Raw genomic sequence first — 21,030 nt, 5'->3', positions numbered from 1 at the left:
AGCCCACGCTCGACTGCTCTTCCACCCCACCTCAGCCGAGCATGGGCTCGGCTCTACAGGTGGCGCCTTACAACCAGGGCAGGATCCAGTGGTCGATCAGCAGGAAGGCGAACAGCGCCATCAGATAGACGATGGAGTACTGGAACATCTTCATCGAGAACAGCTCATCCGGCGGATCCAGCATGCGCCACGCATACCAGAGGAACACCGCGTTGAGCACGATCGCACCGCCCAGGTAGAACGGTCCGCTCATGCCCACCAGATAGGGCAGCAGGCAGACCAGGGCCAGCACCACCGAATACACCATGATCTGCCTGCGGGTATGCACCACGCCGTGGGTCACCGGCAGCATCGGGATCTTCGCCTTGGCGTAGTCCTCGCGGCGGAAGATCGCCAGCGCCCAGAAATGCGGCGGCGTCCAGATGAAGATGATCAGCACCAGCAGCGACGAGTACGCCCAGTCCGAAGAGCCCTGCATTCCGGTGACGGCGGCCCAGCCCAGCATCGGTGGCATCGCGCCGGCCAGACCACCGATGACGATGTTCTGCGAGGTCGCACGCTTGAGGTAGACCGTATAGATCACCGCATAACCGATCAGCGAAGCGAAGGTCAGCACGGCGGTGATCACGTTCACCCACAGCACCAGGATCGTCATCGACAGCACGATCAGCGCGCCGGCGAACACCAGCACCTGCCACGGCTTGACCTTGCCAACCACCAGCGGCCGCCACGAGGTGCGCGCCATCTGCGCATCGATGTGCGCATCCAGCAGCTGGTTGATCGCAGCCGCAGCCGAGGCCGCCAGCCAGATGCCGAGGAAGCCGAGCAGGCCCGCGCGTACCTGTTCCCAGCTGGGCACGCCTGGAATGGCCAGGACCATGCCCACCAGGGCGGTGAACACGATCAGGGCGACGACCTTGGGCTTGGTCAGGTCCCAGTACTGGCGGTAATTGGAAAACATCGGATCAGTCCGGGGCACGCAGGCGGGCCAGCAGGCTGACCAGCACGAACAACAGGGCAACGGCCACGCCGTTGTGCGCCACCGCCACTTCCAGCGGCAGCGCCAGCTTCACGTTGAGGATGCCGAGGGTGACCTGCAGCACCAGCAGCACGATCAGCGCAGTCGCCCAGCCCCGCATGCTCGGCAGGCGGAACAGACGCACGCCCAGCCACAGCAGGTAGGCAGCCACCACGATGGCGAACAGGCGATGCGCCAGCTGGATGGCGATCCGCGAGGCGCCATCGAGCACGCCCCCTTCGTAGTCCACGCCGATGCCACGCCATAGGGTGAAGCCTTCGACGAAGTTGTGCTGCGGCCACCACTGGTTGGCACAGCGTGGGAAGTTGTCCAGCGACGCGCTGCCGCCGCCGCAGGCCAGCGCCGCATAGTTGGCACTGACCCAGCCGCCCAGTGCGATCTGGGTGACCAGCACGACCACGGCGGCACGCAGCAGCCACTTCAGCCTGGGCGCCTCGGCCAGCGTGATCGGCAGATGCGTGGCCCGCCACGCCAGCCACACCAGCAGGCCGAACATCAGCATGCCGCCCAGCAGGTGGCCCATCACCACGATCGGCTTCAGCAGCAGCGTCACCGTCCACATGCCCAGCAGGGCCTGGAAGATCACCACCGCCAGGGTCAGTACCGCCGCGCGCGCCAGATCGATGTTGTTCCAGCGCAAGGCGGCAATCAGCAGTATCGCCTCACCACTCAGGGCCAGGGCACTGGCCGTTGCATGCCAGCCCATCATGTACAACGGTATGCCGGCAGCCACCAGCACGCAGGCGGTGACGACCGCCGTGGTTCCGAACCGGCGCCTGCGCGTGGCCAGCAGGGCCAGGGTCAGGATCTCGATGCCCAGCGCGCCGGCCAGGAAGCGGTGAACCTGCTCGCGCCAGGCCTTGTGCGTTTCCAGCGGACGGATGTCGGCGGCCGGGTGGCCAACCGTCTCCTCGATGTGCTGCGGCCAGGTCGCGCGGCCATAGCAGGTCGGCCAGTCCGGGCAGCTCAGCCCCGCATCGGACAGACGGACGAAGGCACCGAACATGATCGTGCTCGCGGTCATGATCATGGCGAACCACGCCAGGCGGTGGAAATTGCGGTGCAGCGCCGGACGCGCGGAAAGGCTCATCAAACAGGACTCACTTCAGTTTCAGCAACGTGGCCATGTCCTTGCGCAGGCCCCCGAGGTCGCTGCCCGGGGCATGGCGCATGATCACGAAGCCGTTCGGATCGATCACGTAGACCGGCAGGCCAGCCGGATCGTCGACGCCGGGCAGGGCCGCGCGCAGCGCTGGCGACGGTGCCAGCGGCCGCAGCGCGGGCAGCGAGGCGATCGACGCCGGTGGCGGACCCAGCCACAGGATCTCGACATTATCGGCGTTATGGCCGAACAGCTGCCACACCTTGCCCAGTCCCTGCGACAAAGTGACGCACTGCGCGTCGCAGGCACCGGCCGGTGCCACCAGCAGGCGCCAGGTGCGCGCCTCCGGATTCCAGGGATAGGCCGTGCCGTCGGCCAGGGTCGGTGGCTGCTGGCGCAGGTCCACCGGGGGTTTGAGCAGCTGTCCACTGTTGCGGTGGCCGGTAGGCTGCCATCCGGAGAAGCGCAGCACGGCCGCCAGCGCCATTGCCCCGAAGAACACGGCGAACAACAGCACCAGGGTCCGGCGACCGGAACCGCGCGCCTGCGGGGATGTAGCAGTGTTCATGCGGGCATTTTCTCATGGTTGGACAGGGGATGCCGGGCGTCCGATGCCGGGCCGGCACTAGCGTGGAACGCGCCTGCTGCGCCCTTCCAGCACCAGCGCAACCACCAGCACGGTCAGCGCCAGGCCGAACCATTGCACGGCGTAACCCAGGTGGCGCTGCGGGGGCAGCGTGTTCGGCAGCAGATCGAGGTCGCGTTCATCACCGAAGGGCAGCGCCGGATCAAGCCGCAGCACGCGCTCCGGCAGTGCAGGCAGCCCCAGCGCCGTCGCCAGGCCCTCGGCAGGCAGCCGGCTGGCCAGCCAGCGCTGCGCCTCACCGGTTGCAGAGAACGCCGGGCCCAGCGCCAACCCTGCCGACGGCGGCGGCGCCAGCAGCCCGCGCACGGCCACCGGCGAAGGCGGCGGCGGCAGGTCGGGGAGCGTGCGGTCGGCGGGCAGCGCGCGCCAGCCGAGGTCGACCAGCAGCACGCTGCCGCCGTCGCTGCGGAAGGGGCGATAGATCTTCACCCCGGCCCGGCCGTGCCGGGTCTGGTTGTCCAGCAGCACCACGCCCGGCAGGAAGCGGCCATGGTCGGCCACGCCATGCAGCGCGCCCGGCGCCGCCAGTGCCTGCGCCAGCGGAAGTGCCTGCGCCGCAGCGGGGCCCTGCGCATCCAGCATGGCCTGCTTTGCATGCATGCGCTGCAACTGCCACAGCCCCAGCGGGGTGAATCCCGTGATCGCCACCAGCGCCAGCAGCCAGCCGATCACCCGCGTGTGCTGGCGCATCATGACAAGTCCGCGCAAACGCGGTCAGATAGGCACATCCACCCTGCCCTCGAGCCGCGCATGAGTGATTCGCTGAAGACCCTGCTGGTGATCGCGTTTCTGATCGTCATCGTCTGGAACCTGGGCGCCGGGCTGTACTACCTGCTGGTCGACCGGGGCCAGACCAAGCGCACGGTCAACGCACTGACGCGCCGCATCGCGGTGTCGGTGGCGTTGATCGTACTGGTGATCGTGAGCATCTACATGGGCTGGATCAAGCCGCACGGCATCGGTGGCTGAGCACGCCACCGGCACCGGCACTTACAGCACGTAGACGAACAGGAACAGCATCAGCCACACCACGTCGACGAAGTGCCAGTACCACGCAGCGGCCTCAAACGCGAAATGGTTGTCGCGGGTGAAATGCCCCTTCGCCGAGCGCAGCCACATCACGATCAGCATGATCGTGCCCAGCAGCACGTGCGCACCGTGAAAACCGGTCAGCATGAAGAACGTCGACCCGTAGATGCCCGAGCCGAGCGTCAGGTTCAGCTCCTTGTAGGCGTGGATGTACTCCTCCGCCTGCAGGGCAAGGAAGCCCAGGCCCAGCGCCACGGTCAGGCCCAGCCAGACCAGCAGCTGGCGGCGGTGCCCGGCCTTCAGCGCATGGTGGGCGATGGTGAGCGTCACGCCGGAGGTCAGCAGGATCAGCGTATTGATCAACGGCAGGCCCCAGGCCGGAATGGTCTGGAAGGCCCCGCCGATCGCCGCCGGGCCGTTGGTGGGCCACCCCGCGGAGTAGCCCTGCCATAGCAGCTCGTTGGTCATCACCCCGCGGCCCTCGCCGCTGAGCCAGGACAGGCCCAGGTGACGGGTGTAGAACAGTGCACCGAAGAACGCGCCGAAGAACATCACCTCGGAGAAGATGAACCAGACCATCCCCATCCGGAACGAACCATCGACCTGGCGGTTGTAGTTGCCGGCCTGCGATTCGCGCACCACGTCGCTGAACCACCAGAACAGGGTCAGCACCAGCATCGCGATGCCGATGTAGAACGTCCAGCGCCCCCAGCTGGCATCGTTGAGCCAGCTGGCCACGCCCACCATGGTCACCATCATCGCGATGGAGCCCACGAATGGCCATTTGCTCTGGGCCGGGACGAAGTACACGTTGGCGTCGGTCGGTGTCTGGGCCATGTCGTTATCCGGGTCAGGGAGCGGCGTGCGCGCCTTCCGAAGTGGCGGCCGGAGCCAGCCGATCGGACAGCGCGTCGTTGCGGTAGAAGGTGTAGGACAGGGTGATCGTCTTGATTTCCGGCGGCAGATCCGGATCGACGATGAAGCGCACCGGCATGTCGCGCTTCTCGCCGGCCTGCAGCGTCTGCGCGGTGAAGCAGAAGCACTCGGTCTTGCTGAAGAATCCGGAGGCACGTGCTGGCGCGACCGAGGGCACCGCACTACCGACGATCGCCTGTGGGCCGTCATTGCGGGCGTAGTACAGCGCCTCGTTCAGCTCACCGGGCACCACGTCCATGGTCAGCTGCTCGGGATGGAATGCCCATGGCAGCCGCGAATTGACCCCGCCATCGAACTCCACCCGCACGGTGCGCTTTGCGGTGGCAGCCCCCACGCTGGCCTCGCTGCCCGGGCCGCGCTCCAGGCGCACGCCGAACACCTTCTCGCACGCGATGCGATACAGCGGCACCAGCGAGAAGGTCAGCAGGAACACGGCCACGGCAACGCCGATCAGGCGCGGCAGGCCGGCGCTGGGCGACGGTGTGCTGGCCGGTGTCGGGCTCATCGTCCGATCACCCCGCTGAGAATGAAGGTGGCATAGACCAGTACGGCGATGGCGCCCACCACGACCGCCGTGCGCCGGGCACGCCGGCGCTGCTGTTCGATGCCCTGAGTCTCGCCGCCGTACAGCCGGGCCCTGCCCGGCTGCTCTTCGACAGCCGAGCCGGGCTCGGCTCTACAGGTCTGGAGCGGGCTCTCGTTATGCATGCCCCACCTCAATGCGTGATGTCGTCATGCGCCAGATCGCCCGGGCGCAGGATCGGCGGGGTGGTGAAGGTATGGGCCGGTGCCGGCGACGGCAGCGTCCACTCCAGGCCACGCGCACCTTCCCAGGACCGATCGGCCGCCTTCTCGCCATTGCGCAGCGAGGACAGCAGGATCGCCGCCATCATGAAGGGCGTGACGAACATGCCGAATGCGCCGATCGAGCTGATCAGGTTCCAGTCGGCGAACGCCACGCTGTAATCGGGAATACGGCGCGGCATCCCGGCCAGGCCGAGGAAGTGCTGCGGGAAGAACAGCAGGTTGACGAACACGATCGACCACCAGAAGTGCACCTTGGCCCACTTCTCGCTGTACATGCGACCGGTCCACTTCGGCCACCAGTAGTACACCGCGGCAATCAGCGCGAACACCGCACCGGTCACCAGCACGTAGTGGAAGTGGGCAACGACGAAGTAGGTGTCGTGGTACTGGAAGTCGGCGGCGACGATGGCCAGCATCAGACCGGAGAAGCCGCCAATGGTGAACAGGATGACGAAGGCCACCGACCACAGCATCGGCGCCTCGAACGTCAGCGAGCCACGCCACATCGTGCTGACCCAGTTGAAGACCTTCACGCCGGTCGGGATCGAGATCAGCATGGTGGCGAACATGAAGTAGATCTCGCCGCCCAGCGGCATGCCCACGGTGAACATGTGGTGGGCCCAGACGATGAACGACAGGAAGGCGATCGCAGCCGTGGCGTACACCATCGCCTGGTAGCCGAACAGGGGCTTGCGGCTGAAGGTGGGAATGATCTCGCTGACCACGCCGAAGGCGGGCAGGATCATGATGTACACCTCGGGGTGGCCGAAGAACCAGAAGATGTGCTGGAACATCACCGGGTCACCGCCACCGGCGGCGTTGAAGAAGCTGGTGCCGAAGAACTTGTCGGTCAACAGCATGGTCACCGCACCGGCCAGCACCGGCATCACCGCGATCAGCAGGAAGGCGGTGATCAGCCAGGCCCAGCAGAAGATCGGCATCTTCAGCAGGTCGATGCCCGGCGCGCGCATGTTGAGCACGGTGGCGATGATGTTGATCGCGCCCATGATCGAACTGATGCCGGCCACGTGGATGGCGAACACAGTGAAGGCCACGTTGTAGCCGCCCTGCAGCGACAGCGGCGGATACAACGTCCAGCCACCGGCCGGCGCACCTCCGGGCAGCAGGAAGGTGAGCAGCAGCAGGCTGAAGGCCACCGGCAGCAGCCAGAACGACCAGTTGTTCATGCGTGGCAGGGCCATGTCCGGCGCACCGATCTGCAGCGGCACCATCCAGTTGGCCAGGCCGACGAAGGCCGGCATCACTCCGCCGAAGATCATCACCAGTGCGTGCACGGTGGTGAGCTGGTTGAAGGTTTCCGGCCTGACGAACTGCAGGCCCGGCTGCATCAGCTCGGCGCGGATGATCACGCTCATCGCCGCGCCGATGATGAACATGATGAAGCTGAAAAGCAGATACAGGGTGCCGATGTCCTTGTGGTTGGTCGAGAAGAACCAACGCTCGAAGAAACCCGGGTGGTGGTGGTGATCGTCGTGCCCAACTGCCGAGTGCGCCATTGCAAAACACCTCTCAGAATCGGTTGTCGCCACGGCCGCAGGCGGCCGCGGGATTTACATCACGCGCCGCTGGCCGCGGTGGCAGGGGCGGCACCCGCTTCGGCGGCGGCAGGTTCGGCCGGCGCGGCAGGCGTCTCCGCCGCAGGCGCAGCCGGTTCGGCCGGGGCTGCGGCCGGCGGTGCCGGCTTGCGCTGCGCCAGCCACTGCCTGAACTCCTCCTTGGACACGGCCTCGACCACGATCGGCATGAATCCGTGGTCCTTGCCGCACAGTTCAGCGCACTGCCCGCGATAGACGCCCGGCTGCTCGATGCTGGTCCAGGCCTCGTTGATGAAGCCGGGAATGGCATCCTGCTTCCAGCCCAGCGCCGGCACCCACCAGGCGTGGATCACGTCGTCGGAGGTGATGACGAAACGGACCTTGGTATCGACCGGCAGCACCAGCCGGTTGTCGACATCCAGCAGGTAGTGGGGATGGCTCTCGCGCGTCGGCACCTTGCCACTCTGCCGCATGCGGTCCGACTCGCGGTCCAGGCGGCTGGTGAAGGTGACGTTCTCGCCCAGGTACTCGTACTTCCACATCCACTGGTAGCCGGTGACCTTCACCGTCATCTCGGCATCGCGGGTGTCGTACATCTTGATCAGGTTGGCCGTGGCCGGCCATGCCATCACCACCAGGATGATCACCGGGATCACCGTCCAGATGATCTCGGCCTTGGTGTTGTGGCTGAAGGTGGCTGCGACCGCCCCCTTGGATTTGCGGAACTTGAAGATGGCGTAGGCCATCGCCCCGAACACGATCACGCCGATCACCGTGCAGACGATCAGCGAGAGATTGTTCGACTCCCAGGCCAGGCGCGAGGTCTGGGTTACCCCCTTGCCCATGTTCAGCTGCCACGGCTTGGGATCGGCCGCCTGGGCCCATGCCATCGCCGGAACCCATCCCCCGGCCACCACTGCGGCGGCCATTGCAACGCACTTCGTGCCCCACCTGCTGCTTTGCTTCATTGCCTAGACCCTTAGCGTCGTCGGTTGCCGCCATCGCTGGCGGCGAGCAAGCCTTCAAGTGTCTCTGCGAGCGTCTGACGTTCGGCCGGCGCGAGGAAACTCCCCACCTCCACCTGCCGGCCGCTGGACGCAAGCCGGACCCTCTCATCGTCGGCGAGCAGGCGCACCCAATGCGGGTGAGCCCGGAACACCGGCAATCCACCGGGTACGGGGATGACCTCCACATACGCCGGCACTACCCGGATTTCCTCCTGCCGTTCGCCGCTGCGCCACAGGGCACGTAACGCGGCTGCCAGCAACAGGCTGTACAGCAGCGCGAACAGGGGGGCGAATGCATTGCCGGCCAACCACCCCAGGGCGGAGACCAGCCACATCGCTCCCGACAACACGGTGAACAACAGGACGAACTGCCGGGCATCGAGCGCCCGTGGGGGACGCAGCCGCAGCTGCGTACCTGACCCATCTGGAGCTGGAAGCACCTCGATCATGTCGCAACCGCGTTCCTGCCGCGGGAAACGTCTCGATGGTAGCCCCGCCGTCTCACCGGTAGCAAGGGTGCATTCACACTTTTTGCCATGCTGCAATACAGCATTCGCCCGGCGCCGCAAATGACGAATTCAGCACAAATAGTGTCGCGCTTGCTGAACACGCTGAATCCACCACCGTTAGGGGCTATCAGCATTCACGAAGGCGGCCGCTGGGCACTTCCGAAGGGCGCAAAAATGATTAAAATCGCCAAGTTTTCCATTGGCCGGACCGGCATGAACGCACCCTCCTCCTCCCTTGCCGCCCACGACGCCCCGCGTCATGGCGCGCTGCTGTCGCCGGAACTGCCGGCGTCCCCCAACCCGTTCCGCCAGGCCATTACCGACGCATGGCTGAAGGACGAGGCCAGCCACGTCCGTGAGCTGCTGGCGCAGGCCCGCCTGCCCGCCGAGGAACAGGCCCGGGTGCAGGCGCTGGCCGCCGATCTGGTCGGCCGCGTGCGCGTGCGCGCCAAGGACCAGGGCGCGATCGAAGCCTTCATGCGCCAGTACGATCTGGGCAGCGAGGAAGGCGTGCTGCTGATGTGCGTGGCCGAAGCGCTGCTGCGCATTCCGGACCAGGACACCGCCGACAAACTGATCCGCGACAAGCTGGCCGACGCCGACTGGGAAAAGCACCTGGGCGGCAGTGACTCGGTACTGGTCAATGCCTCCACCTGGGGCCTGATGCTGACCGGCAAGCTGGTGCAGATGAACGATGCCACCCGTGCCGACGCACCCAGCGCGTTCAAGCGCCTGGTCGGACGCGTGGGTGAGCCGGTGATCCGCCTGGCCGTGCGCCAGGCGATGAAGATCATGGGCCATCAGTTCGTCATGGGCCGCACCATCAGCGAGGCGCTCGCGCGTTCGCACAAGGGCGACAACGCCAGCTATCGCTATTCCTTCGACATGCTGGGCGAAGGTGCCCTGACCATGAAGGATGCGCTGCGCTATCTGGAAGACTACCGTCGTGCGATCCACGCCATCGGCGGTGACCACAAGGCACGCGGCGGCCGTCCCGACGGCGACATCAACAACGCACCGGGCATCTCGATCAAGCTGTCGGCGCTGTACCCGCGCTACGAACATGCCAAGCGCGAGCGCGTGCTGAAGGACCTGGTGCCGGGCGTGCTGGAACTGGCGCAGCTGGCCAAGAGCTACGGCATCGGCTGCACCGTCGACGCCGAGGAGTCCGACCGCCTCGAGCTGTCGCTGGACATCATCGAGCAGGTGTTCTGCGACGCCTCGCTGGCCGGCTGGGACGGCTTCGGCGTCGTGGTGCAGGCCTACCAGAAGCGCACCCCGTACACGATCGACCACCTGGCCGACATGGCGCGCCGTGCCGGTCGCCGCCTGCAGGTACGCCTGGTCAAGGGTGCCTACTGGGATGCCGAGATCAAGCGCGCGCAGATCGAAGGCTACCCGGGCTACCCGGTGTTCACCCGCAAGCAGAACACCGACGTGTCCTACCTGGCCTGTGCCAAGCGTCTGTTCACGCATGCCGATGTGATCTACCCGATGTTCGCCACCCACAACGCGCACACCATCGCGGCCGTGTGCAGCATTGCCAACGGCGGCGTGTACGAGCACCAGAAGCTGCACGGCATGGGCGACGATCTCTACGCCGAAGTGGTGCCGGCCGATCGTCTCGGCCTTCCCTGCCGCGTCTATGCACCGGTCGGATCGCATGAGGATCTGCTGCCGTACCTGGTGCGGCGCCTGCTGGAAAACGGCGCCAACTCCAGCTTCGTCAACCGCATCACCGACGAACGCGTGCCGATCTCCGATCTGATCCGCGATCCGGTCGAGATGGTGTCCTCGTTCGAATCGATTCCGCACCCCAAGATCCCGCTGCCGGTTGACCTGCTGCGCAGCCAGAACCACGACAGGAAGAACTCCATGGGCGCCAATCTCGCCAACGACAACGAACTGCGCGCCCTGGCCGGGCAGCTCAACGCGGCAGTGAAGCCGTGGCAGGCCGCGCCGCTGGTGCCGGGTGCGACCCCCGCAGGCGCGCCGCAACCGGTGACCAACCCCGCCGATACCCGCGAAGTGGTCGGCCAGTGGCTGCCCGCCGATACCGCCACCGTGCAGAAGGCGCTGGCCAATGCCGTGGCCGCGCAGCCGGCCTGGAACCGCACCCCGGCAGCAAGCCGCGCCGCCATCCTCGAGCACGCCGCCGACCAGCTCGAAGCACGCATGCCCGAGTTCATGGCGCTGTGCGTGAAGGAAGCCGGCAAGAGCCTGCCCGACAGCATTGCCGAAGTGCGTGAAGCGGTCGACTTCCTGCGCTACTACGCCAAGCAGGCACGCGAGCAGTTCGGACATGCCGAGAAGCTGCCGAGCCCCACCGGCGAATCCAACGAGCTGCAGCTGCACGGCCGTGGCGTGTTTGTCTGCATCAGCCCGTGGAACTTCCCGCTGGCGATCTTCCTGGGCCAGGTGGCCGCCGCACTGGCTGCCGGCAACAGCGTCATCGCCAAGCCGGCAGAGCAGACCAACCTGATCGGCTACTACGCCGTGAAGCTGCTGCATGACGCCGGCGTGCCGGCCGAGGTGGTGCAGTTCCTGCCGGGCGATGGTGCCACCGTCGGCGCGGCGCTGACCGCCGATCCGCGCGTGGCGGGCGTGGCCTTCACCGGCTCCACCGACACCGCACGTGCGATCAACCGCGCGATGGCCGCGCGTGATGCCGCCATCGGCGTGCTGATCGCCGAGACGGGTGGTCAGAACGCCTTCATCGCCGACTCCTCGGCGCTGCCGGAACAGCTGGTCAAGGACGCGATCGGTTCGGCCTTCACTTCCGCCGGCCAGCGCTGCTCTGCCGCACGCGTGCTGTTCGTGCAGGACGACATCGCCGACAAGGTGATGACCATGCTGGCCGGCGCCATGAAGGAACTGAAGGTCGGCGACCCCGGCCTGCTGTCCACCGACGTCGGCCCGGTGATCGACGCCGATGCGCTGAAGATCCTGCAGGACCATGCCGAACGCATGGACCGCGAAGCGCGCCTGATCGCTGCGGCTGAACTGTCCGCCGAGGCTGCCCACGGCACTTTCTTCGCACCGCGCGCGTACGAACTGAAGAACCTGGGCCAGCTGCAGAAGGAGATCTTCGGGCCGGTCCTGCACGTCATCCGCTGGAAGGGTGAGCAGCTGGACGCGGTGATCGAGCAGATCAATGCCACCGGCTACGGCCTGACCCTGGGCGTGCACTCGCGCATTGACGAGACCGTCGATCGCATCACCAACGGCATCCAGGTCGGCAATGTGTATGTCAACCGCAACCAGATCGGTGCAGTGGTCGGTGTGCAGCCATTCGGCGGCCAGGGCCTGTCCGGCACCGGACCGAAGGCCGGTGGCCCACATTATCTGCTGCGCTTTGCCACCGAGAAGACCGTCACGGTGAACACCACGGCCGCTGGTGGTAACGCCTCGCTGCTGACGCTGGGCGACTGATCACCGGGTTGATGTGGTCAACGAAAAACCCCGCGGAAGCGGGGTTTTTTGTGCTTCGCTTGCTGTAGAACCGAGCCCGCGCTTGGCTTTTCCGGCGCAGCCGAGCGTGGGCTCGGCGCTACAGGGAGCCAGGTGCCGCCGTGGCCTCGGCACGCATCAGATTGCGCCAGTGGCGCAACGCCACCAGTGCATTGATCCAGAAACCGACGTACAGGATCGACGTCAGGTGCAGGCCACGGCTGTAGTACAGGGGCACGGCGATCGTGTTGACCAGCAGCCACACCCACCACGATTCCAGCTTGCGGCGCATCATCAGGATCTGCGCGATCACGCTCAGCACCAGTACCGCCGAATCGACGTAGGGCGCATAGGCGTGGGTCAGGCGGGTCAGCATCCAGCCGTAGCCGAACGTGGCCAGGGCCGCCGTCGGCAGCAGCCACATTCCCGTGCGCGGGCGCAGCGAGGTGATCGGCAGCGGTGCGCCGTGGTTGCCACGCAGCCATTGCCACCATCCCAGCACGCTGATGGCGATGAAGAAGAACTGCAGCACCATGTCGGCGAACAGGTGTGAGCGCTCGAAGACAACGGCGAACAACGCGCAGCCGACAATGCCCAGCCACCAGGTGTGGACGTTGTTGCGTCCCGCCAGCAGGATCGAGCCTGCGACCGCTACGTTGGCGGCCAGCTCCAGCTGGAAGTTCGGATCGGACAGGTTCATGCGGCCATTGTCGTAGATCCACAGCCCGCGTGGATGCGCGCTGCACAAACAAAAGGCCCCGCTTGCGCGGGGCCCTTCGTGTACTGGATGAGGCCGAAGCCTGGATCAGAACTTGTACTGCAGCGATGCGGCCAGCACGTCGCCACTGACCTTGTACTTGCCGATGACGGTGTTGGCCGTCGCCGAGGTCGAGTAGATGTCCGGATCCTTGGTGAACAGGTGGGTGTAGCCCACGCTGTACTCCAGCTTGTCCGACGCTGCGTAGGTCATACCCAGCGACAGCCACTTGCGGGTGGTGTCCGGCACGCGGACGTCACGGTGCTCGTAGGTGGTCGGGGTCTGATCGTAGGCCAGGCCGCCGCGCAGGGTCAGCTTGTCGTTGACCTTGTAATCGGTACCGATCGCCGCGAAGGTGGTATCGCGGTAGTGGAACGGCAGCACGCTGTCCGGCTGGTTGGAGTCATAGTCGACGGTGACCTGGTCGAACTTGCTCCACGCAGTACGGGTGACTTCAGCCATGACCTGCCACTGGTCGTTCACCCGATGGGTGATGCCGACGGTCGCGCTGGCCGGCAGGGTGATGGTGGCGCGGCCGTTGCTGTCGATGAAGGTGCCGGTATTGGCCAGGAAGGCCGCGGCATTCTGCGGAATGGTGAAGTCGGCGGTGCCGTCGGTGATCTTGTGTTCGACCTCCGAGCGGTAGCTGAAGGCGATGTTGGTGCCTTCCACCGGGCTGACGGTCATGCCCAGGGTATAGCCGACCGACACTTCGTCACCCTTGATGCGCAGGTAGCCATCAGCGGTGCCCGGAGCGAAGCCCAGCTGGGCCGCCTGGCGGGCAGCAGCCTGCGACGCAGCAGCGGCCTGGGCCGGAGTACCACCGGCCTGCAGCACGCGGGCGGCAGCCTGACGCTGGGCCGTGGCATTGATCGCGGTGCCGGTGTCGACGGCGCTGGTCAGGTCGACGTTCAGGCGCTCGGCGAACACCGAAGCACCAAACGACAGGTACGGGTTGACGTCGTACGAGAACGCGACGCCCAGGTCGATCGCCTGCAGTTCGGTCTTGACGCCGTTGTAGCGGCCAACCCAGTCACGGTCGTATTCGGTCTTGAAGCCGAACGGAACGGTCAGCGAGGCACCGAAGTGCATGTTCTCGTTCTCGCCGAACGGCAGGTGGAAGTAGGCCGCCGGGACCGGGGCGATCATGCCGGCGTCGCCGCCGTTGCCACCCGAGATCGGCGCGCCGTTGCCGTATTCGCCACGGCCGCGGAACTTGGCACCGAAGCTGATGGCGCTGACGTCGCCCTGCAGCAGGGTACCGTCGAGCAGGCGCATGGAGGCCGGGTTGGTGGCGATGACCGAGGCGTCACCTTCGGTCGAGGTGGAGCCGGCGAAGGCGCGGCCCAGGCCCTTGGCGCTGTTTTCCTTCAGCTGGAAGGCAGCAGCGTTGGCGTCGGCGGCGGCCAGCGCACCGGCAACGCCGACGGCCAGCAGGGTCAGACGGGCAATGGTGGAAGCGGTTTGCATCGTAGTTCTCTCTCCGGTAAGCGGTGATGTTGCTCTGAGTGCGCCTGCGCCCGGCAGGCCCTGGGGCCCATCGGAGCGCGCCGGATTCCCCTCCCGACATACGACGCCGTATGCGAGTATTACCCAGAGCCGTTAATGAAACAATAACAGCGGCGGCGCTTTTTTCGTCGCAAAACCTGAACAGGAGCGCCCCCGCCACGGAGCCCGGCGCGCTAGGCTTGTCGCCATGTTCGTTTCCCTTCCGTCGCGCAAGAAGGCCGCCCTGCGCTGGGCCACACCCGTGCTGTTTGCGGCACTGTGGCTGGCTTTCCTGTGGTCGATCTCACGGCCGGATGATGCCAGGGGCAGCCTGTGGCTCGACTGGGGCGCGCTCTCCACCGGCCTGACCCATCCGCTGGACTGGTGGGCCACCCTGCAGGACGGCAGCGTGCTGCGCCTGTTCACAGCCCTGTTCCTGCATGCGGACTGGTCGCACCTGCTGGGCAATCTGGTCTTCCTGCTGATCTTCGGCCTGCCGGCAGAGCGGGTACTGGGGCCATGGCGCCTGTTGCTGCTGTTCCTGGTCGGCGGCGCGGTCTCCAACCTGGTGGCGATCTACACCATGGGCAGCCCGGACCAGATCATCATCGGTGCCAGCGGCGCGGTGTCGGCCCTGATCGGCGCCTACCTGGCCCTGTTCCCGGGCGCGCGACTGGGCGTGGTGATTCCGCTCGGCCTGTTCCTGGAGTTCGTACGCGCCCCGGCCTACCTGCTGATCGGCGTGTGGGCAGCACTGCAGGTGGTGTTCGCCTATATCGGCCCGACCTTCGGCATGGTGGCCTGGTGGGCCCACATCGGCGGCTTCGTGTTCGGCGTGGTGTATGGCGTGTACGTGCGCGCAGCGATCGCGCGCCGCCTGCGCAAGCGGCACGGGTTCTAGGCAACCGGCCCGCGTCGCCGGGCGTGGCCCGGCGCTACCTCAGGGCTTTGCCGGGGCCGGGCTCGGCTTTGCTTCCGGCTTGGCTTCCGGCTTTGCGGTCGCCGCGTCGGCGGCCTTTTCCGCTTCCGCCTTCGCGGCTTCGGCCTTCAGTCGCGCGGCCACCGAGCCGGGATGCTTCAGTTCGGCGAGCGCATCGTTGATCGGGCCATCGCCCGGCAAAACCGCGCCTGCCCGATAACCTTCGGTTCCTTCATCGTCGCCGCGCAGATGACCCGGCAGGGTGGCTTCGCTGTAGTCGCTCAGACTGGCCGGCAGTGCATCCTCGGCCGGCGTGGCGGCGGGTTTCAGCTCGACGTCCGGCACGATGCCAGTGGCCTGGATCGATTTGCCGCTGGGCGTGTAATAGCGTGCGGTGGTCAGCTTCACCGAATCGCCATTGTCCAGCGGCAACACGGTCTGCACCGAGCCCTTGCCGAACGTGCGGCTGCCGACCACGCGTGCGCGGCCATTGTCGCGCAAGGCACCGGCCAGCACTTCCGAGGCGCTGGCCGAACCCGCATCGGCCAGCACCACCACCGGTGCGCCCTTCAACAGGTCGCCCGGCGTAGCGTCGAAACGCGCATCGCTGATGCTGATGCGGCCCCGCGTACTGACGATGTTGCCCTTGTCCAGCAGATCATCGGCCACCTGCACGGCGGCGGTCAGCAGGCCGCCCGGATTGCTGCGCAGGTCCAGCACCAGCCCCTTCAGCGTTCCACCGGACTGCTTCTGCAGCTGCTGCACATGCTTCTGGAAATCCGAACCGGTGTCGGCCTGGAAGGTACTCAGCCGGATGTAGCCATAGCCCGGCTCCAGCAGACGGCTGCGCACGCTGGTGACGCGAATCGTCTGCCGGGTCAGGCTGACATCGAACGGTTTCGGCCGGCCGTCGCGCACGATGGTCAGCACCACCTTGCTGCCGGCCGGGCCCCGCAACGGCTCACTGGCATCGATCGCACTGATCGGCTTGCCATCGATGGCGATGATCAGATCGCCCGCGAGGATGCCAGCCTTGGCCGCCGGCGTGTCATCGATCGGCGCGATCACCTTCATGCTGGCGTTGTCCGGCTGCTGCTGCAGCTCGACGCCGATGCCCTCGTAGGCACCGGAGGCCTGCTCGTCGAAGGCCTGCGCATCTTCCTTGTTGAAGTACGTGCTGTGCGGGTCGAGGTCGAGCAGCAGGCCACGGACCGCCGACTGCATCAGCTTGTTGTCGTCGACCGGGTCGACATAGGCCGCGCGCACCGCGTTGTACACCGCCACGAAACGGCGGATGTCTTCCAGCGGCACCTTCGAGGTCACCGCCTCCTCGCTGCTCGCCGCCTGCCCGCTGTTCGCAGCGGTCGGGGCCGGCGCGGTCTGCTGCGCCCAGGACAGCGCTGGCAACAGGGCCAGCAAGAGGGTGGCGGTACGGGCTGCGCGCATGGAGCACTCCTGTCGACGGTGGCATCGTGCCCAAGGCACAGGCACCGATTATGCGCGAAGCACAGCTAAATTCCCGTTGAACCCACGCAGTCCGTGCAGGCCCCGGGTTCAGCGGCGCTGCAGCCAGCTGTCTGGATTGACCGGCTGCCCACCACGACGCAGCTCGAAATACAGTGCGGTCACGCCCTGGCCGCCGGAGTTGCCGACCTTGGCGACCGCATCGCCACGGCTGACCCGCGCACCTGCATCCTTCAGCAGCGTGTCGTTATGCGCATAGAGGCTCATGTAGCCGTTGCCGTGATCGACGATCAGGATCATGCCGTAACCGGTCATCCAATCGGAGAAGACGACCGTGCCATCGGCTACCGCGGTCACCGTGCTGCCGGCCGGGGCACCGATCAGCACGCCGCTGCTGGTGCGGCCATCCGGCAGCTTGCCGCCATAGCGTGCCAGCAGGTTGCCCGACAGCGGCCACCCCAGTCCCCCCACCTTCGGTGCCGGCGCCGATGCCACGGCCGGCGGCACCTTGGTCGCCGGCGGCGGTCGGCCTTCGGCGGCGGCCTGGCGTGCAGCGCGTTCGGCGGCGGCCTTCTCCGCGGCAGCCCGGCGCGCTGCCGCGCGACGCTCGGCTTCGGCCCGCGCTGCGGCCGCGCGCAGATTGGCCAGCAGGGTTTCCAGTGCCTTGGCATCCTGCCCCAATGCCTGTTCCTTCTCGCGCCGGTCCTTGAAGCGTTCGTCCAGCGAGGCCACGGTCTGCGCACGTTCGCGACGATCGGCCGCCAGCGCGGCCGCCTGCTGCTTCTGCTCGCGCTGGGTCCCCTGCAGCTGCTGCTGGCGTTCGGCAATCTGTGCCTGCAGCGCCTCCAGTTCCTTGAGATCGGCAGTCAATGCGGTGATGCGCTGCGCGCGCTCGCTCTGCAGGTACCGGTGGTAGGCCAGTGCACGGTTGGCATCGGCCACCGTGTCCTGTGACAGCAGCAGCTTGAGCGGGGCGTGGTTGCCCAGCTGATAGGCCGCGCGCAGCAACCCGGCCAGTTCGCGATGCTGCTGCGCCAGGTTGGACTGCAGGGTCGTGCGACGTCGCTCGGCCTCGGCCAGTGCCTGGTTCTGCTCGCGCAGCGCCGCCTCGGTCTGGGCCAGCACACGGCCGCTGCGGGCCACCTTCTCATCGGCCGCGCGCAGCTGCTGAGATGCCTGGCCACGCTGGCCCTCAAGCTGGCGGCGCTCCTGCGCGACGCCCTTCAGCTCGCTGCGCAGCTTCTGCAGCTTGCGCTCCGTTTCGCGCGTGTTCTGTGCACCTGACGGAAGCGGCAGCGCCAATGCCAAGGCCAGCCCCAGCAGCAGGCAGCGCCCGCCGCGGGCAGCGGCGATGTGATGTCGGCGTGAGGGGAAGGCGTTGTTGCGCAAGGGCTTTCCAGTGACTTCAGGCAGTTGCAGGGGCGATTGGGGAATGGTGACATCAACGCACGCGGCCTGCCAGCCGCACATCCACCGAGGGACCCATGAACATTCGATCCATTCCGCTGCTGTTGGGCGTGCTGCTGGCCAGCAGTCCCGCCTGGGCACAGGACAACATCAGCAAGGTCAACGGCAGCATCACCGCCGAAGCCGGGCAGCGCTACGGCAAGCTGGATACCGTCAACGGCGGCATCCGCGTCGGCGAAGGCAGCGAAACCGGCAGCATCGATACCGTCAACGGTGGGGTGAAGGTCGCCGACCGCGCCCGTACCGGCAGCATCGAAACGGTCAACGGCGGGGTGCGCCTGGGCCGTGAGGTGATCGCCCGCGGCAACGTCAGCACGGTCAATGGCAGCATCTTCAGTGATCGCGGCAGCCAGATCGAAGGCGGCGTGGAGACCGTCAACGGTGGCATCGGCCTGGTCGAGAGCCGCGTCAGCAAGGACGTGGAAACCGTCAATGGCGATATCACCGTGGGCATCGGCTCCCAGGTCGACGGCGGCGTGCGCGTGCGCAAGCCCAGCTTCAGCGTCTCGCTGACGGCCGTCCGCAAGCCGCGGGTCATCATCGGCCCGAACGCCGTGGTCAGTGGCGCCCTGCACTTCGAGCGGGACGTGGTGCTGTACGTGCACCGCACCGCGCGTATCGGCCCGGTCAGCGGCGCCGATCCCATTCCGTTCGACAGCGAAACCGCGCCGGCGGACTGAGCCCAACGATTCGGGGATACTCCCCGTTCCCGGCCGCACCACCGTGCGGCCCTCCCTTGTTTCCCAGGAACCGATGATGCCCCGCAAACTCCTCCTGTGCCTGGCCGCCGCGGCCGCGCTCAGTGCCTGCAAAGGCAATGACTCCCCGGCGCCGAGCGCCGGCACCGACAGTACCGCCCCGTCTACCGCAACCGCGGGCCATGCGTTCTCGCCGGAGATCAATGCCGCCGACTTCGCCGAGATGGTCAAGACCCTGGCCTCCGACGAGTTCGAAGGGCGAGCACCGGGCAGCAAGGGCGAAGAGCTGACGGTCAACTACATCCGCGACCAGATGCAACGCATCGGCCTGAAGCCAGGCAATGGCGACAGCTGGTTCCAGGACGTGCCGATGACCGAAACCACGGCCGATGAGTCCACCGTGCTGAAGATCAACCAGGGCGGCAAGACCACGGAACTGAAGTTCGGCACTGACATGGTGGTCGGCACGCGTACCGGCCAGGCCGAGATCAGCATCGATGCCAGCGACCTGGTGTTCGTCGGCTACGGTGTCGATGCACCGGAACAGAAGTGGAACGACTATGCCGGCCAGGACTGGAAGGGCAAGACGGTCGTCATGTTCGTCAACGACCCGGGGTTCCACGTCGATGACGAAACCCTGTTCGACGGCAAGCGCATGACCTATTACGGCCGCTGGACCTACAAGTTCGAGGAGGCCGCACGCAAGGGCGCCGCCGCGGCCCTGATCGTGCACGACACGGCCGGCGCCTCCTACGGCTGGGATGTGGTGAAGAACTCCTGGGCCGGCCCGCAGTACGACCTGCCGGCCAAGGACGATCCGGAAGCACGCATCCCGGTGCAGGGCTGGCTGAGCGCCGACGCCGCACGCTCGCTGTTCGCCGCTGCGGGCCTGGACCTTGACCAGGCCTACAAGGACGCCAGCAAGCGCGGCTTCAAGCCGGTGCCGCTGAAAGCCACCGCATCCGTCGACCTCAAGAGCCGTATCGCACAGAAGCAGTCGCGCAACGTGGTCGGCGTCCTGCCGGGCACCAAGCGTGCCGACGAGGCCGTGCTGTACATGGCCCATTGGGATCACCTGGGCAAGCACGAGGGCGAGGAAGGCGACAACATCTACAACGGTGCGATCGACAATGCGACCGGCGTGGCAGGCATCCTGGAAGTCGCCGAAGCGATGGCCCACCAGGATCCGAAGCCGGAGCGTTCGGTGGTGTTCCTTGCCGTGACCCTGGAAGAATCCGGCCTGCTCGGCTCCAAGTACTACGTTGCGCATCCGACTTTCCCGCTGGACAGGATCGCCGGCGTCATCAACATCGACGCCATGTCCGTGGCCGGCCGCGCCAAGGACGTGACGGTGACCGGCTTCGGCAGCTCCGAGCTGGAAGACATCCTCAAGCCGCTGGCGGCGGCCCAGGGACGCACCCTGCACGGCGAAAGCTCGGTACAGAGTGGCTTCTACTTCCGTTCCGACCACTTCAATTTCGCCAAGGCAGGCGTCCCGGCGCTGTACGCCGACGGCGGCGAAGATCTGCGCGAAGGTGGGGTGGAAGCCGGCCGCAAGGCAGCAGCCGACTACGGCGCCAACCGCTACCATGGCCCGAAGGATGAGTTCGATGCGGCCAGCTGGAAGCTGGACGGCACTGTCGAAGACCTGCAGCTGATGTACGGCGTCGGCAAGGAGCTTGCCGGTGGCGACCGCTGGCCGAACTGGTATGAAGGCAATCCCTTCAAAGCCGCCCGCGACACGATGATGAAGGCCAAGACCCCGGCCCGCTAACGTCGCGCCATGCTCGACTGAACGCTATCGAGGTCAGAGCGGCGCCCTACGGGGCGCCGCTTTTTTTTGTGCGATCGCAGCTCAGTGGCCGCTTTCCGCGCATAAAGAAAAACCCCACTGCGCGAGCAGCGGGGTTTTGGGTGTAAACCCTGGCGATGACCTACTCTCGCATGGCTTGAGCCACACTACCATCGGCGCGGCTGCGTTTCACTTCCGAGTTCGGGATGGGATCGGGTGGTTCCACAGCGCTAATTTCACCAGGGAGACGGTTGCAGCAGCGCCTGCGGCGCCAGCTTCGCGATCTTGCCCTTGGGCGGAAGCCACCCGGAAAATGCAGTGCCTTCATTAAAAGGAAAAACCCCGCTGCGTGAGCAGCGGGGTT

The 21,030-nt window shown here is 66.5% G+C and carries 19 protein-coding genes and 1 rRNA gene; 5 read left to right on the top strand and 15 right to left on the bottom strand.

Features of this window, described 5'->3' with window-relative positions:
* Positions 1–67: 67 nt before the first annotated feature.
* From cyoE to AC06FB_RS03600, 4 genes are read right to left on the bottom strand one after another with little or no spacing between them, the layout of a single operon-like run.
* The gene (gene cyoE, locus AC06FB_RS03615; protein WP_053519487.1) at positions 68–961 is read right to left on the bottom strand and encodes a heme o synthase; all 894 of its coding nucleotides are present in this window, start codon (positions 959–961) and stop codon (positions 68–70) included.
* Between the two features lie 4 nt (positions 962–965).
* Complete coding sequence (locus AC06FB_RS03610; RefSeq protein ID WP_053519488.1) at positions 966–2,129, bottom strand: COX15/CtaA family protein; 1,164 nt, start codon at positions 2,127–2,129, stop codon at positions 966–968.
* Between the two features lie 10 nt (positions 2,130–2,139).
* On the bottom strand, positions 2,140–2,709 hold the full coding sequence (locus tag AC06FB_RS03605) for a hypothetical protein (protein WP_053519489.1): 570 nt from the start codon (positions 2,707–2,709) through the stop codon (positions 2,140–2,142).
* Positions 2,710–2,766: 57 nt separating this feature from the next.
* On the bottom strand, positions 2,767–3,480 hold the full coding sequence (locus AC06FB_RS03600; protein WP_478053389.1) for an SURF1 family protein: 714 nt from the start codon (positions 3,478–3,480) through the stop codon (positions 2,767–2,769).
* 57 nt (positions 3,481–3,537) lie between these two features.
* On the opposite strand from AC06FB_RS03600, the gene AC06FB_RS03595 reads away from it, so the two are divergent.
* The gene (locus AC06FB_RS03595; RefSeq protein WP_008264755.1) at positions 3,538–3,756 is read left to right on the top strand and encodes a twin transmembrane helix small protein; all 219 of its coding nucleotides are present in this window, start codon (positions 3,538–3,540) and stop codon (positions 3,754–3,756) included.
* Between the two features lie 21 nt (positions 3,757–3,777).
* Here AC06FB_RS03595 and AC06FB_RS03590 read toward each other — a convergent pair whose 3' ends face one another.
* From AC06FB_RS03590 to AC06FB_RS03565, 6 genes are read right to left on the bottom strand one after another with little or no spacing between them, the layout of a single operon-like run.
* Positions 3,778–4,653, bottom strand: a complete 876-nt coding sequence (locus AC06FB_RS03590; protein ID WP_053519491.1) for a cytochrome c oxidase subunit 3 — start codon at positions 4,651–4,653, stop codon at positions 3,778–3,780.
* Between the two features lie 13 nt (positions 4,654–4,666).
* The gene (locus AC06FB_RS03585) at positions 4,667–5,257 is read right to left on the bottom strand and encodes a cytochrome c oxidase assembly protein (protein ID WP_053519492.1); all 591 of its coding nucleotides are present in this window, start codon (positions 5,255–5,257) and stop codon (positions 4,667–4,669) included.
* Positions 5,254–5,460: a hypothetical protein gene (locus tag AC06FB_RS03580; protein ID WP_053519493.1), complete on the bottom strand. Its 207-nt coding sequence runs from the start codon at positions 5,458–5,460 to the stop codon at positions 5,254–5,256. The genes AC06FB_RS03585 and AC06FB_RS03580 overlap by 4 nt, the downstream gene beginning before the upstream one ends.
* An 8-nt stretch (positions 5,461–5,468) precedes the next feature.
* Positions 5,469–7,076 carry a cytochrome c oxidase subunit I gene (ctaD, locus tag AC06FB_RS03575; protein WP_053519494.1) on the bottom strand — a complete coding sequence of 536 codons (1,608 nt, stop codon included), beginning with the start codon at positions 7,074–7,076 and terminating at the stop codon, positions 5,469–5,471.
* A 59-nt stretch (positions 7,077–7,135) separates the two neighbouring features.
* A complete protein-coding gene (gene coxB / locus AC06FB_RS03570) occupies positions 7,136–8,083 on the bottom strand; it encodes a cytochrome c oxidase subunit II (protein ID WP_053519495.1) in 948 nt (315 codons plus the stop codon).
* Positions 8,084–8,094: 11 nt separating this feature from the next.
* The gene (locus AC06FB_RS03565; RefSeq protein WP_065182572.1) at positions 8,095–8,571 is read right to left on the bottom strand and encodes a DUF2244 domain-containing protein; all 477 of its coding nucleotides are present in this window, start codon (positions 8,569–8,571) and stop codon (positions 8,095–8,097) included.
* Between the two features lie 273 nt (positions 8,572–8,844).
* Here AC06FB_RS03565 and putA point away from each other — a divergent pair, with 273 nt between their 5' ends.
* On the top strand, positions 8,845–12,063 hold the full coding sequence (putA, locus tag AC06FB_RS03560) for a bifunctional proline dehydrogenase/L-glutamate gamma-semialdehyde dehydrogenase PutA (protein ID WP_478053388.1): 3,219 nt from the start codon (positions 8,845–8,847) through the stop codon (positions 12,061–12,063).
* A 118-nt stretch (positions 12,064–12,181) separates the two neighbouring features.
* On the opposite strand, the gene pnuC is transcribed toward putA, so the two are convergent.
* Positions 12,182–12,781 carry a nicotinamide riboside transporter PnuC gene (gene pnuC / locus AC06FB_RS03555; RefSeq protein ID WP_065175455.1) on the bottom strand — a complete coding sequence of 200 codons (600 nt, stop codon included), beginning with the start codon at positions 12,779–12,781 and terminating at the stop codon, positions 12,182–12,184.
* A gap of 105 nt (positions 12,782–12,886) precedes the next feature.
* A complete protein-coding gene (locus tag AC06FB_RS03550) occupies positions 12,887–14,308 on the bottom strand; it encodes an outer membrane protein transport protein (RefSeq protein ID WP_065175449.1) in 1,422 nt (473 codons plus the stop codon).
* A gap of 226 nt (positions 14,309–14,534) precedes the next feature.
* Between AC06FB_RS03550 and AC06FB_RS03545 the strand changes: the two genes are divergently transcribed.
* Positions 14,535–15,227, top strand: a complete 693-nt coding sequence (locus AC06FB_RS03545; protein WP_053520204.1) for a rhomboid family intramembrane serine protease — start codon at positions 14,535–14,537, stop codon at positions 15,225–15,227.
* Positions 15,228–15,266: 39 nt separating this feature from the next.
* On the opposite strand, the gene AC06FB_RS03540 is transcribed toward AC06FB_RS03545, so the two are convergent.
* Together AC06FB_RS03540 and AC06FB_RS03535 are read right to left on the bottom strand one after the other, a co-directional pair.
* Entirely contained in the window at positions 15,267–16,691 is a 1,425-nt protein-coding gene (locus AC06FB_RS03540) for a S41 family peptidase (protein ID WP_478053387.1), read from the bottom strand.
* A 108-nt stretch (positions 16,692–16,799) separates the two neighbouring features.
* Positions 16,800–18,143: a murein hydrolase activator EnvC family protein gene (locus AC06FB_RS03535; RefSeq protein WP_478053429.1), complete on the bottom strand. Its 1,344-nt coding sequence runs from the start codon at positions 18,141–18,143 to the stop codon at positions 16,800–16,802.
* A gap of 50 nt (positions 18,144–18,193) precedes the next feature.
* Here AC06FB_RS03535 and AC06FB_RS03530 point away from each other — a divergent pair, with 50 nt between their 5' ends.
* Positions 18,194–18,856 (top strand): DUF4097 family beta strand repeat-containing protein, encoded by a 663-nt coding sequence (locus tag AC06FB_RS03530; protein WP_053520207.1) that lies wholly within the window; start codon positions 18,194–18,196, stop codon positions 18,854–18,856.
* 76 nt (positions 18,857–18,932) lie between these two features.
* Positions 18,933–20,648 carry a M28 family metallopeptidase gene (locus AC06FB_RS03525; protein ID WP_065175456.1) on the top strand — a complete coding sequence of 572 codons (1,716 nt, stop codon included), beginning with the start codon at positions 18,933–18,935 and terminating at the stop codon, positions 20,646–20,648.
* A 147-nt stretch (positions 20,649–20,795) separates the two neighbouring features.
* On the opposite strand, the gene rrf is transcribed toward AC06FB_RS03525, so the two are convergent.
* Positions 20,796–20,910: ribosomal RNA gene (gene rrf / locus AC06FB_RS03520) — 5S ribosomal RNA — on the bottom strand.
* Between the last annotated feature and the right edge of the window lie 120 nt (positions 20,911–21,030).

Source organism: Stenotrophomonas sp. Steno-C15 (assembly GCF_056393265.1).
The sequence above is the reverse complement of the archived record's forward strand: the minus strand, read 5'-3'. Positions and strand labels throughout refer to the sequence as shown.

Coding starts and splice junctions, on each gene's coding strand:
- cyoE (WP_053519487.1), bottom strand. CDS start 961: ATGTTTTCCAATTACCGCCAGTACTGGGACCTGACCAAGCCCAAGGTC.
- AC06FB_RS03610 (WP_053519488.1), bottom strand. CDS start 2,129: ATGAGCCTTTCCGCGCGTCCGGCGCTGCACCGCAATTTCCACCGCCTG.
- AC06FB_RS03605 (WP_053519489.1), bottom strand. CDS start 2,709: ATGAACACTGCTACATCCCCGCAGGCGCGCGGTTCCGGTCGCCGGACC.
- AC06FB_RS03600 (WP_478053389.1), bottom strand. CDS start 3,480: ATGATGCGCCAGCACACGCGGGTGATCGGCTGGCTGCTGGCGCTGGTG.
- AC06FB_RS03595 (WP_008264755.1), top strand. CDS start 3,538: ATGAGTGATTCGCTGAAGACCCTGCTGGTGATCGCGTTTCTGATCGTC.
- AC06FB_RS03590 (WP_053519491.1), bottom strand. CDS start 4,653: ATGGCCCAGACACCGACCGACGCCAACGTGTACTTCGTCCCGGCCCAG.
- AC06FB_RS03585 (WP_053519492.1), bottom strand. CDS start 5,257: ATGAGCCCGACACCGGCCAGCACACCGTCGCCCAGCGCCGGCCTGCCG.
- AC06FB_RS03580 (WP_053519493.1), bottom strand. CDS start 5,460: ATGCATAACGAGAGCCCGCTCCAGACCTGTAGAGCCGAGCCCGGCTCG.
- ctaD (WP_053519494.1), bottom strand. CDS start 7,076: ATGGCGCACTCGGCAGTTGGGCACGACGATCACCACCACCACCCGGGT.
- coxB (WP_053519495.1), bottom strand. CDS start 8,083: ATGAAGCAAAGCAGCAGGTGGGGCACGAAGTGCGTTGCAATGGCCGCC.
- AC06FB_RS03565 (WP_065182572.1), bottom strand. CDS start 8,571: ATGATCGAGGTGCTTCCAGCTCCAGATGGGTCAGGTACGCAGCTGCGG.
- putA (WP_478053388.1), top strand. CDS start 8,845: ATGAACGCACCCTCCTCCTCCCTTGCCGCCCACGACGCCCCGCGTCAT.
- pnuC (WP_065175455.1), bottom strand. CDS start 12,781: ATGAACCTGTCCGATCCGAACTTCCAGCTGGAGCTGGCCGCCAACGTA.
- AC06FB_RS03550 (WP_065175449.1), bottom strand. CDS start 14,308: ATGCAAACCGCTTCCACCATTGCCCGTCTGACCCTGCTGGCCGTCGGC.
- AC06FB_RS03545 (WP_053520204.1), top strand. CDS start 14,535: ATGTTCGTTTCCCTTCCGTCGCGCAAGAAGGCCGCCCTGCGCTGGGCC.
- AC06FB_RS03540 (WP_478053387.1), bottom strand. CDS start 16,691: ATGCGCGCAGCCCGTACCGCCACCCTCTTGCTGGCCCTGTTGCCAGCG.
- AC06FB_RS03530 (WP_053520207.1), top strand. CDS start 18,194: ATGAACATTCGATCCATTCCGCTGCTGTTGGGCGTGCTGCTGGCCAGC.
- AC06FB_RS03525 (WP_065175456.1), top strand. CDS start 18,933: ATGCCCCGCAAACTCCTCCTGTGCCTGGCCGCCGCGGCCGCGCTCAGT.